Source organism: Nonomuraea antri, assembly GCF_013283785.1.
Lineage (GTDB): Bacteria > Actinomycetota > Actinomycetes > Streptosporangiales > Streptosporangiaceae > Nonomuraea > Nonomuraea antri.
The window spans coordinates 1-10,950 of sequence record NZ_JABCPZ010000304.1; the positions used below are offsets into that span (position 1 = coordinate 1).

A 10,950-nucleotide genomic window follows, 5' to 3' on the forward strand; every position below is an offset into this window, starting at 1 on the left:
GACCCGCTCCCCTGACGCCCCCTCGGCCGCCGGCGGCCGAGGGCTCAGAACACGATGGTGGGGCCCGCCTTCAGCGAGCTCCACCTGAGCCACTGGCGCCAGTTCTCCTGCCAGTGCCCCCACCCGTTCGTCGGCTCCAGCTTGCGCGGCGACCCGGTGATGATGATCGGGTCGCCGATCAGCGTGTTCTTGATGAACCAGGCCGCGTTGTCCGGGCTGATGTTCACGCACCCGTGGCTGACGTTGGAACTGCCCTGGGAGCCGACCGACCAGGGCGCGCTGTGCACGTACTCGCCGCTGTTGGAGATGCGGACCGTGTTGTACACGGTGAGCTGGTAGTACCCGGCCTGCCCGGGACCGATCCCCGGCGAGGTCATCACGGTGACGGGCTCGCGCGACATGGCCAGGTGCACGCCCGAGGTCGTGTAGTACTTCCACTGGCCACCCTGGCCCGCGCTCATCGGCATCTCGCGGACCTTCTTGCCGTCGCGGCGCACGATCAGCACGTGGTCGTTGGTGCTGCCCTTGGTGATCTGCGAGCGTCCGATCTTGAAGTCGAGCTTCACGTCGCGCTTGCCGTACATGCCGGGCGCCCCGTGCACGCCGGCCAGCTTGGCCTCCAGCCGCACCTTGGTGTGCGCGGGCCAGTATTCCTGCGGGCGGAAGTCCACGCGCTTGTCGTCGAACCAGTGCCAGGCGCCCTCCACCGGCTTCGAGCTGCGCACGACGAGGTTGCGCTCGACCGAGATCCGGTCCTTGATGGGCTGGTCGAAGGTGATCATGATGGGCATGCCCACGCCGACGGTCAGCCCGGTGTCGTCCTTGTTCGGGGTGATGTTCGCGACGTCGAACGTCTTGCCGCCCTTGACGGTGGAGAACACGCTGCTGGTGGTCTTCTCCCTGCCGCCGCTGACCGACACCGCGTCGATCCGGTACGTACTGCCCGGCCTGGCGTAGGCGTTGCTGCGCCAGCGGGTGTGATCGGCGCTGAGCAGCCCGGGCAGCGTCGCGCCCTTGGCGTCGGTCACGGTGACGGCCTTGAGCGTGCCCCCGTGGGCCGCCACGACGACGGGCTGGTCGGTGGGCACGTTCCCGGCCTTGTCGGCCGGGGAGATGGCCACCACGGCCTCAGGGGCCTTGCTGGCGCCCTCCTCGGCCACGCCTCCGGCCGCGACGGCCCCCGAGCCGCCCTCACCCAGGTCGTCGCCCGCGCCGGTCACCGAGCACGCCGCCAGCAGCGCCACGGCCAGCAGGCCGGCTGATCCATACGCCACGCGCCCCACGAGTGACCCCCTCGTCCACCATCGAACCGCTTCTGCCTCGTTATTACCCTCTGTGATCGATTGGCCACATCCGAACATCGGTAAAGAACACCAAAAAGCGGGCGTCTCCCTCAGAGGAGGACGCCCGCTTTCGTATGTGGCCGGGGATCAGTGCGAGAAGTTGCCCCGGTAGTACTGGAACACGAACCCGATCATGGCCATGATCACCAGGAACACGCCGATCAGGAACATCCAGAAGCCGATCACGAACCCGGCGAAGGCGAACGCCGCCGCCAGGCACAGGAACAGCGGCCACCAGCTGCTCGGGCTGAAGAAGCCGATCTCGCCCGCGCCGTCGCTGATGTCGGCCTGCTTGTTGTCCTCCGGCTGGGCGCCGATGCGCTTGGCGGTGAACATCAGGTAGTAGCCGACCATGAAGGCGAAGCCGACCGAGATGGCCATGGCCGTGGTGCCGACCGGCTCACCCTGGCCCGTGGCCGCCTTCGTCCAGAACCAGTAGGCGACGTCGACGCCGGCGAAGAACAGGCCGCACAGCAGGAACAGCCAACCCTGGACCTTCATCAGGCCTCACCCTCCAGTGCGGACTTGGCCGAGACGTGCGGGTACTTCGCGTCGAAGGCCGGACGCTCGGAGCGGATCTGCGGCAGCGAGGTGAAGTTGTGCCGCGGCGGCGGGCAGGAGGTCGCCCATTCGAGCGAGCCGCCGTAGCCCCACGGGTCGTCGACGGTGACCTTGGGCGCGCTGCGCCAGGTCTTCCAGACGTTGTAGAAGAACGGCAGCGTCGACAGGCCCAGGATGAACGCGCCCACCGACGAGATCATGTTCAGGTCGGTGAAGCCGTCGGCCGCGCTGTAGTCGGCGTAGCGGCGCGGGAAGCCCACCATGCCGAGCCAGTGCTGGATGAGGAACGTGGTGTGGAAGCCGATGAACAGCAGCCAGAACTGCAGCTTGCCCAGCTTGTCGTCGAGCATCTTGCCGGTGAACTTGGGCCACCAGAAGTAGAAGCCGGCGAACATCGCGAACACCACGGTGCCGAAGACCACGTAGTGGAAGTGGGCGACGACGAAGTAGGTGTCGGAGATGTGGAAGTCGAGCGGCGGCGAGGCCAGGATGACACCGGTCAGACCACCCAGGAGGAAGGTGATCAGGAAGCCGACCGAGAACAGCATCGGTGACTCGAAGGACAAATGCCCTCGCCACATCGTGCCGATCCAGTTGAAGAACTTCACGCCCGTCGGCACCGCGATGAGGAACGTCATGAACGAGAAGAACGGCAACAACACTTGCCCGGTCGGGAACATGTGGTGCGCCCAGACCGTGATCGACAGACCGGCGATGGAGATCGTCGCGGCCACGAGGCTGATGTAACCGAAGATCGGCTTGCGGCTGAAGACCGGCAGGATCTCCGTCACGATGCCGAAGAACGGCAGCGCGATGATGTACACCTCGGGATGGCCGAAGAACCAGAACAGATGTTGCCAGAGCAGCGCTCCGCCGTTCTCCGGGTCGAAGATGTGGGTGCCCAGCTTGCGGTCGGCCTCCAGCGCGAGCAGCGCGGCGGCCAGCACCGGGAAGGCCATCAGCACGAGCATGCTGGTCAGCAGGATGTTCCAGGTGAAGATCGGCATCCGGAACATGGTCAGGCCGGGGGCGCGCATGCAGATGATCGTGGTGATGAAGTTCACCGAGCCGAGGATCGTGCCCAGGCCCGACAGGGCCAGACCCATGATCCACAGGTCGCCGCCGATGCCCGGCGAGTTGATCGCGTTGGACAGCGGCGTGTAGGCGAACCAGCCGAACGAGGCCGCGCCGCCCGGGGTGAAGAACCCGGACACCGCGATGATGCTGCCGAACAGGTAGAGCCAGTAGCTCACCATGTTCAGTCGCGGGAACGCCACGTCGGGCGCGCCGATCTGCAGCGGCATCAGCTCGTTGGCGAAGCCGGCGAACAGCGGCGTCGCGAACATCAGCAGCATGATCGTGCCGTGCATGGTGAACAGCTGGTTGAACTGCTCGTTGCTGGTGAACTGCATGCCGGGCTGGGCCAGCTCGGCACGCATGACCAGCGCCATGACGCCGCCGATCAGGAAGAAGACGAACGACGTGATCAGGTAGAGGTGCCCGATGATCTTGTGATCAGTGGAGGACAGCCACTTGGCGATCACCTGGCCCTTGGTGACGGGCCTGGCGGTCGTCCTGAGCGGTTCATGAATGGCGGTCACTGGGCACTCCCAGCCTGGGTCGCGATGTACTGGTCGAACTCAGCCTGCGAAACGAGCTTCACCTTGAAGAGCATCCGGCTGTGGTCGACGCCGCAGAGCTCGGCACAGCGGCCGGCGTAGACGGTGCCCGGCTTGACGTCGAGGGTGGTGACCTCGAACTTGCGGCCGGGGTTGCCCTCGGGGATGCCGGGGATGACGTCACGCTTGAACAGGAACGCCGGAATCCAGAAGGAGTGGATGACGTCGTTCGTCGACAGGTCGAACTCGACCTTCGACTTCACCGGCAGCACGAGCTCCGGACCCTGGTTGTAGTCGTGCACGGGCACGCCCGCCACCGGCTGGGCGGTCTTGCCGTTGTAGGTCGTGGTGAAGCGCCAGCTCCACTGGAACGCCTCGACCTTGACCTTCACCTTCGCCTCGCCCGACACGTGCGCCAGCGTGTTGCTGTCGCGCGCGGTGAAGAAGAAGAACACCGACACCATGACCAGCGGGACCACGGTGTAGAGGATCTCGATCGGCAGGTTGTAGCGAACCTGCGGCGGAAGCTCGGCCTTGGCCCGGCGCTTGCGGTGGAAGATGGACGCCCACACGATCAGGACGATGACGACGGCACCCGTGGCGAGTGCGGCGATCCAGGCCCCGTTCCACAAACTCTCGACCACGCCACCTTGCTCGGTGATGTGTTCGGGAAGGAGGCCCCGAGACCAGTCTGCCTCGGGAACGTCATTAGCACACGCCGTAGCAGTGGCCAGCAGCAACGCCAAAGCGGCGGCTCGTGGCACCCTGCGCCGGGCCAACGAACGCCGCGTCGTACGGCGAGTCGGACTCACGGATCGCCTACCCCACAGATGAAGCCCAGAAGTCTCTCCCCTGGGCGCTCGTATTTCCAAATGCACAGCTGATTGCAGACACATTAGCGTGCAGGTGCCTCGCCCCACCGCGCGACCCCTCGGTGGCGCCGGAAGTGGGACGATACTCGCGTGGCGTACTTCGACGCGGCCTCCACCGAGCCGCTCCATCCGCAGGCGCGTGAGGCGCTGCTGACGGCCATCGACTCGGGCTGGGCCGACCCCGCTCGTTTGTACGGCCAGGCCCGCCGCGCGCACCTGCTGTTGGAACAGGCCCGCACGGAAGTGGCCGAGGTGCTGGGCGCGCGTCCCGACGAGGTGTCGTTCACCTCGTCCGGCACGCAGGCCGTGCATCTCGGCGTGCTCGGCACCCTACACGGCAGACGGAGGGCGGGTAGGCACCTGGTCACCTCCGCGGTTGAGCATTCCAGCGTGCTTCACGCCGCCGACGTGCACGAACGCGACGGCGGAACGGTGGAAACGATCGGTGTGAGCCTGACCGGCCGGGTCGATCCGTCCGCTTTCGCGGCTGCCGTGTCGGGCCCGGGGGTGGCGCTGGCGTGCCTGCAGAGCGCCAACCACGAGGTCGGCACCCTGCAGCCGGTGGCCGAGGCCGCCCAGGCGTGCCGCGAGCACGGCGTGCCGCTGCTGGTCGACGCCGCGCAGACGGCCGGCCGGCTGCCGGTGCCGCCCGGCTGGTCGGTGCTGACCGCCAGCGCGCACAAGTGGGGCGGCCCGGCCGGGGTGGGCGTGCTGGCGGTGCGCAAGGGCACCAGGTTCCGCTCGTTCCTGCCCGAGGACGAGCGCGAGCGCCGCCGGGTGCCCGGCTTCGAGAACGTGCCCGCCACCGTCGCCGCCGCGGCCGCGCTGCGCGCCGTCGCCGCCGAGGCGGCCGCCGAGCAGGCCAGGCTCTCCGCCCTGGTCGACACGATCAGGCGCGCGGTGCCCGAGCTCGTCCCCGACGTCGAGGTCATCGGCGAGCCGGTCGAGCGCGCCCCGCACATCGTGACCTTCTCGTGCCTTTACGTCGACGGCGAGGTGCTGCTCGGCGAGCTGGACAAGGCGGGATTCGCGGTATCGTCCGGAAGTTCGTGCACCGCTAGTACGCTTCGTCCATCGCACGTCCTGGAAGCGATGGGCGTGCTCACGCATGGCAATGTCCGGGTGTCACTGCCCCGCGGTGCTTCAGCGGCCGAGGTCGACAGGTTCCTCGCCGTGCTGCCCGGCGTGGTGCGCCGCATCCGGCAAGACGCAGGAGTCGCATGACCGAGGTCACCCAGCCGGCTTTGACGATCGACGCGCTCGGGAAGAAGTGCCCGATCCCGATCATCATGCTCGCTGAGCAGATCAACCACGTCCCGCTCAACGCGGTGGTGGCCGTACTGGCCGACGATCCCGCCGCGTACACGGACGTGCCCGCCTGGTGCCGGCTGAAGTCGCACCGCCACGTCGGCTCGTACGAGCTGCCCGGCGGCGGCTGGGCCATCCATGTGCGGCGGAACTATTGATGCGGGCGTGAAGTGTCGTAACCCCCGTCGAGCGGGGTAGAGGGCCACCGGAAAGCCGCCGACTTCCGGGGGGAACCATGACAGAAGGACACCCGCACGAGACCGCCCGCGACCTGATGAGCCCGGGCGCCGACTGCATCGCCGCGCACGAGACGCTGGACCGGGCGGCGCAGATGATGCGCGAAGGCAACGTGGGCGCGCTGCCCGTCTGCGGCCCCGACGACCGCCTGACCGGGATCATCACCGACCGCGACATCGTGATCAAGTGCATCGCGGCCGGGCACGACCCGGCCCAGGTGACGGCGGGCGAGCTGGCCACCGGGCTGGTGTGGGTGAGCGCCGACACCACGGTCTCCGAAGCGCTCGCCCGCATGGAGGAGCACCAGATCAAGCGGCTGCCGGTGCTGGAGGAGCACCGGATCGTGGGCATGATCAGCGAGGCCGACCTGGCCAAGCACCTGCCCGACGACCAGCTCGCCGAGTTCGTGCACCGGGTCTACGCCAGGGGCTGACCGGCCGCCTCCCGGGCCGCCGCCGCCGGGCATCCGGCGACGCAGGACGCCCGTGTGCCTGTGACGCGTCACAGGCACACGGGCGTCGACGTCACGGGTGGTAGCAGCGCACGTGCGCGGCGACCTCGGCGGCCGCCTCGGGGCCGTAGGCGGCGGTGAAGCGCTCCAGGAACACCTGCTGCCCGAGCTCGTACTCCTGGCCGCCCACGCGCTCGAGCACGTGCGTGGCGGTGAGGTTGCCGAGCTGGCCGCAGCGCTCCAGGGGCAGCCCCCAGGCCACGCCGGACAGGAAGCCGGCGCGGAAGGCGTCGCCGACGCCGGTGGGGTCGGCCTTGCCCAGCTCGGGGGCGGGGGCGACGGCGATGGACGGCTCGCCCTTCCTGTCGATGACCGCGCCCTTGGGGCCGAGCGTGGTGACACGGACGCCGACCCGGCTCAGGATCTCCTCGTCGGACCAGCCGGTCTTCTGCTCGATGAGCCCCTTCTCGTAGTCGTTCGAGAACAGGTAGGCGGCGCCGTCGACGAGCTGGCGGATCTGCTCGTCGGCCATGCGGGCCAGCTGCTGGGAGATGTCGGCGGCGAACGGGATGCCGCGCTGGCGGCACTCGTCGGTGTGGCGCAGCATCGCGTCGGGGTCGTTGGGGCTGATCAGCACCAGGTCGAGCCCGCCCACACGGTCGGCGACGGGCTTGAGCTCGATGAGCCTGGCCTCGGCCATCGCGCCGGTGTAGAACGAGGCGATCTGGTTGTGGTGCTCGTCGGTGGTGCACAGGAAGCGCGCGGTGTGCGCGGTCTCCGACACGTGGACCGAGTCACAGTCGACGCCGTGCCGCTCGAGCCAGGAGCGGTAGTCGGCGAAGTCCGCGCCGACGGCTCCGACGAGGAGCGGGTTGAGACCGAGACAGGCCATTCCGAACGAGATGTTCGCCGCGCAACCCCCGCGACGGATCTGCAGATCGTCGACCAGGAACGAAAGCGAGACCCGGTCGAGCTGCTCGGCGATCAGCTGGTCGCCGAAGCTTCCTGGAAAGGTCATCAGGTGGTCTGTCGCGATGGAGCCTGTGACGGCAATGCGCACGGGATTCTTCTTCCTCGTTGTCGGCAAGCCAATGAGCCCCACGAGGATACGCGAAGGTCCCGCCCGCACAAAGACGGACGGGACCCGGCGCGGGCGACCGACCTAGTTGAAGGAGTCGCCACAGGCACAGGAGCCGGTGGCGTTCGGGTTGTCGATGGTGAAGCCCTGCTTCTCGATGGTGTCGACGAAGTCGATGGAGGCGCCCATGAGGTACGGGGCGCTCATCCGGTCGGTGACGACGCTCACGCCACCGAAGTCCGTGACGACGTCGCCGTCCATCGAACGGTCATCGAAGAAGAGCTGGTAGCGCAGGCCGGAGCAGCCGCCCGGCTGCACGGCCACACGCAGCTGCAGACCTTCTTCTCCCTGCTGCTCGAGCAGGCTCTTGACCTTCGCGGCGGCCGCGTCAGTCAGGATCAGGCCCTGCGCCGTGGTCTCGCTGCTCTCAACCGACATCTGCTGACTCCCTAACCGGCTGTCTGTTTCGACGTCCTACTGATGACGCTACCAACACCTGGCGGATGCCACACATTCCCGGCCACCCCAGCCCCAGGAATATTCCCGGCGAACCGTGTGTCATCATTAGTCGTCAGTTAGACGATAAGGGGGTGTGGCCATGACCACCCAGACCGGGCTGCCGCTCTACGTCCTCGGCCGGGGCGCCGATCCGCACAGTGAGAAGGGGGTCGACTGTCCCGGCGAGCTGCCGCCAGCCTCCGACCCCGACCTGGTCGAGCGGGCGCGCAGGGCCAAGGAGACGCTGGGCGAGCGCGTGTTCGTGCTGGGCCACCACTACCAGCGCGACGAGGTCATCCAGTTCGCCGACGTGACGGGCGACTCGTTCAAGCTGGCCAGGCTGGCCGCCGCCCGCCCGCAGGCGGAGTACATCGTGTTCTGCGGCGTGCACTTCATGGCCGAGTCGGCCGACATCCTCACCTCCGACGCCCAGCGGGTGATCCTGCCCGACCTGGCGGCCGGGTGCTCGATGGCCGACATGGCCACGTTCGACCAGGTCGAGGAGTGCTGGGAGGCCCTGGAGGACGCGGGGCTGGCCGAGCGGGTGGTTCCCGTCACGTACATGAACTCCAGTGCCGACATCAAGGCGTTCTGCGGCAGGAACGGCGGCGCGGTCTGCACCTCGTCCAACGCCCGCCGCGCGCTCGAATGGGCGTTCGAGCGCGGCGAGAAGGTGCTCTTCCTGCCCGACCAGCACCTCGGACGCAACACCGCGGTGCTGGAGATGGGCATGTCGCTGGAGGACTGCGTGGTGTGGAACCCGCACCGTCCTGGCGGCGGGCTCACGCCGGAGCAGCTCGACCGGGCCAAGATGATCCTGTGGAAGGGCCACTGCTCGGTGCACGGCCGTTTCACCGCCGAGTCTGTCGACGACGTGCGCGCCCGCATCCCCGGCGTGAACGTGCTGGTGCACCCGGAATGCCGGCACGAGGTGGTGCTCAAGGCCGACCACGTGGGCTCGACCGAGCACATCATCACCACGCTGGAGAACGCCCCGGCCGGTTCGAGCTGGGCCATCGGCACCGAGCTGAACCTGGTCAAGCGGCTGGCGCAGATGTTCCCCGACAAGAACATCTCGTTCCTGGACAAGACGGTCTGCTACTGCTCCACGATGAACCGGATCGACCTGCCGCACCTGGTGTGGGCGCTGGAGTCGCTGGTGCTGGGCGAGGTCGTCAACCAGATCACCGTGGACGACGACACCACGCACTGGGCGAAGGTGGCGCTCGACCGCATGCTCGCCCTCCCGTAGGTGCGGGCCGTCAGTCGGCGAAGGCGTAGCCGACCCGCACGGTGACCGAGAGGCTCTGGCGGCCGGGGCTGATCGAGCCGCCGCCGCTCTCGGCCATCGTGGCGGCCATCGGCATCGGCTGCGGCCCGCCCCTGACCTCCTCGGTCACCGAGACGACCCGGCCCAGCGGGCGGCCGGCCAGCTCGGCGTACTGGGCGGCCTTGGCGGCGGCGTCGGCGAAGGCCAGCGACCTGGCCTCGCGCAGCGCCGCCCGCGGGTCGCTGACCTCGAACACCAGCCCGTTCAGCCGGGCCTCCTCGCCGATCCCGGCGATGGTGTCGATGATCTGGTCGGCCCTGGACAGGTCGCGGACCACCACTTCCACGCCCTGGACCGCCCGGTAGGCCGACACCTGGGGATAGACCTCGTATTCCGGGCCGAGCCCGAGCTCGATCGTGCGGACGTCGTGCTCGGCGATGCCCGCCTGCCGCAGCGCCCTGGCCAGCCGTTCCGCCGCGCCGCGCGCCGCCGAGAAGGACTGCGCGGGCGAGGGCTTGCGCACCTCGACGCCCGCGTGCAGCCGCAGCGCGTCGGGCTCGGCCTGCGCGCTGCCCTCACCGGTGACCGTGATGTCCACGCCCTGCCCCCTTCGCCGAGGTCCGTTCCGATCCTACGACGGGCTGTAGCGGAAGCTCATCCGGCGGAACTCGGCCGCGTCTGCCGCGGTGGCGAGCACCCGGGTGACCTGCCCGGCCAGGTCGATGACCACCGCCTGGTAGCCGCCGCCCGCCGGGCGCCAGACGGCCAGGTGGTCATCGTCCCACCAGCCGATGAGGCTGTCGCCGGCGAACGGGACGACCCGCGGCGCGGCGTCGCCGCCGGAGGTGGAGCGCACGCAGATCGTCTTGCCCGAGGCGTCGCAGTGGGCCAGGAACCGGCCGCCCGCCACGTTCTCGCCCTCCACCCAGACGGGCGTGCCAGCGGCCGGCAGTGTGCGCAGGAGTCGGCCGTCCAGGTCGTAGAAGGTCATGCGGCCGCCCGCCCAGGTGCCGACAGCGCGGCCGCCGGCGTCCCAGAAGAAGCGCCACTCCCCCGCGCCAGGCTCGCCGACCTGGTGCGCCCTGGCGGTGCCGCGCTCGGCGTCGATCACGGCGAATCCGTGCGGCACGGCGTTGCCCGCCGCCCCCTTGTACAGGGTGACCAGGCCGTACGCGCCGTCGGGCGACCAGCGCGGGGTGGTCGGGAAGACCGGCTGCCTGGACACCTCGACGGTGCGCTTGGCGCCGGTCCAGTGGTCGACGACGGAGACCGTGGCCTGGCCGTCGGCGCCGTAGTCCGCGTCCACGGCCAGGGCTTTGACGCCGTCGCCGCGCAGGGCGTACTCGAAGTGGCGGGTGTCGCGGACGAAGGCGTCGCCGCCGGCCCGCCTGACGTACAGGCGTTTGCCCGCGTCGGCGGTGTACGAGGTGAGCTTGAGCGGGTCGCTGTCGTTCTCGGTGATGCGCACGGAGGTGCCGGGCAGCGTGATCACCTCGCCCGCGGCCGTCCTGGTGAGCGGGGGCCGGGTGTCCGGTTCCGCGGTGGGGTCGGCGCCGCCGGTCGAGGGCAGGCCGAACCTGGCGATCTCGTAGGCCAGCGTCCCCGCCACGGCCAGCGTGAGCGCGACCGCGGCGGCCACGATCCAGCCGCGACCGCGCCGCGCGGGCCGCCGCACGTGAAACGGCGGCGACAGCGGCGGCGGGGGTGGATGCG

The 10,950-nt window shown here is 69.1% G+C and carries 12 protein-coding genes; 4 read left to right on the top strand and 8 right to left on the bottom strand.

The genetic code is table 11. From position 1 onward, the window contains the following. Positions 1–44: 44 nt before the first annotated feature. From HII36_RS49625 to ctaC, 4 genes are all read right to left on the bottom strand, one after another. Entirely contained in the window at positions 45–1,274 is a 1,230-nt protein-coding gene (locus HII36_RS49625; RefSeq protein WP_328808249.1) for a L,D-transpeptidase, read from the bottom strand. Between the two features lie 156 nt (positions 1,275–1,430). Continuing rightward, the gene (locus tag HII36_RS49630) at positions 1,431–1,844 is read right to left on the bottom strand and encodes a cytochrome c oxidase subunit 4 (protein ID WP_173530386.1); all 414 of its coding nucleotides are present in this window, start codon (positions 1,842–1,844) and stop codon (positions 1,431–1,433) included. Then, positions 1,844–3,505 (bottom strand): aa3-type cytochrome oxidase subunit I, encoded by a 1,662-nt coding sequence (gene ctaD / locus HII36_RS49635; RefSeq protein WP_173530387.1) that lies wholly within the window; start codon positions 3,503–3,505, stop codon positions 1,844–1,846. Before ctaD ends, HII36_RS49630 begins: the two co-directional genes overlap by 1 nt. Then, positions 3,502–4,335, bottom strand: a complete 834-nt coding sequence (ctaC, locus tag HII36_RS49640; protein ID WP_173530388.1) for an aa3-type cytochrome oxidase subunit II — start codon at positions 4,333–4,335, stop codon at positions 3,502–3,504. Before ctaC ends, ctaD begins: the two co-directional genes overlap by 4 nt. 150 nt (positions 4,336–4,485) lie before the next feature. Between ctaC and HII36_RS49645 the strand changes: the two genes are divergently transcribed. From HII36_RS49645 to HII36_RS49655, 3 genes are all read left to right on the top strand, one after another. Further along, positions 4,486–5,619 (top strand): cysteine desulfurase family protein, encoded by a 1,134-nt coding sequence (locus tag HII36_RS49645; protein WP_173530389.1) that lies wholly within the window; start codon positions 4,486–4,488, stop codon positions 5,617–5,619. Further along, positions 5,616–5,861: a sulfurtransferase TusA family protein gene (locus tag HII36_RS49650; RefSeq protein WP_173530390.1), complete on the top strand. Its 246-nt coding sequence runs from the start codon at positions 5,616–5,618 to the stop codon at positions 5,859–5,861. The genes HII36_RS49645 and HII36_RS49650 overlap by 4 nt, the downstream gene beginning before the upstream one ends. 77 nt (positions 5,862–5,938) lie before the next feature. Beyond that, positions 5,939–6,373: a CBS domain-containing protein gene (locus HII36_RS49655; protein ID WP_173530391.1), complete on the top strand. Its 435-nt coding sequence runs from the start codon at positions 5,939–5,941 to the stop codon at positions 6,371–6,373. Between the two features lie 91 nt (positions 6,374–6,464). Here the strand turns inward: HII36_RS49655 and HII36_RS49660 are convergent, their stop codons facing one another. Both HII36_RS49660 and erpA read right to left on the bottom strand, forming a co-directional pair. Further along, complete coding sequence (locus tag HII36_RS49660; RefSeq protein ID WP_173530392.1) at positions 6,465–7,451, bottom strand: carbohydrate kinase family protein; 987 nt, start codon at positions 7,449–7,451, stop codon at positions 6,465–6,467. Between the two features lie 102 nt (positions 7,452–7,553). Continuing rightward, positions 7,554–7,907: an iron-sulfur cluster insertion protein ErpA gene (gene erpA / locus HII36_RS49665; RefSeq protein ID WP_173530393.1), complete on the bottom strand. Its 354-nt coding sequence runs from the start codon at positions 7,905–7,907 to the stop codon at positions 7,554–7,556. 160 nt (positions 7,908–8,067) lie between these two features. Between erpA and nadA the strand changes: the two genes are divergently transcribed. After that, complete coding sequence (gene nadA, locus HII36_RS49670) at positions 8,068–9,219, top strand: quinolinate synthase NadA (RefSeq protein WP_173530394.1); 1,152 nt, start codon at positions 8,068–8,070, stop codon at positions 9,217–9,219. Positions 9,220–9,229: 10 nt separating this feature from the next. Here the strand turns inward: nadA and HII36_RS49675 are convergent, their stop codons facing one another. After that, complete coding sequence (locus tag HII36_RS49675; RefSeq protein ID WP_173530395.1) at positions 9,230–9,835, bottom strand: SIMPL domain-containing protein; 606 nt, start codon at positions 9,833–9,835, stop codon at positions 9,230–9,232. Positions 9,836–9,868: 33 nt separating this feature from the next. Continuing rightward, a partial coding sequence (locus tag HII36_RS49680; protein WP_173530396.1) for a hypothetical protein occupies positions 9,869–10,950 on the bottom strand: 1,082 nt, incomplete at its 5' end.

Bases quoted from the DNA above. Each gene is read 5' to 3' on its own strand.
- erpA (WP_173530393.1), bottom strand. From the start codon at position 7,907: ATGTCGGTTGAGAGCAGCGAGACCACGGCGCAGGGCCTGATCCTGACT.
- nadA (WP_173530394.1), top strand. From the start codon at position 8,068: ATGACCACCCAGACCGGGCTGCCGCTCTACGTCCTCGGCCGGGGCGCC.
- HII36_RS49655 (WP_173530391.1), top strand. From the start codon at position 5,939: ATGACAGAAGGACACCCGCACGAGACCGCCCGCGACCTGATGAGCCCG.
- HII36_RS49630 (WP_173530386.1), bottom strand. From the start codon at position 1,844: ATGAAGGTCCAGGGTTGGCTGTTCCTGCTGTGCGGCCTGTTCTTCGCC.
- HII36_RS49650 (WP_173530390.1), top strand. From the start codon at position 5,616: ATGACCGAGGTCACCCAGCCGGCTTTGACGATCGACGCGCTCGGGAAG.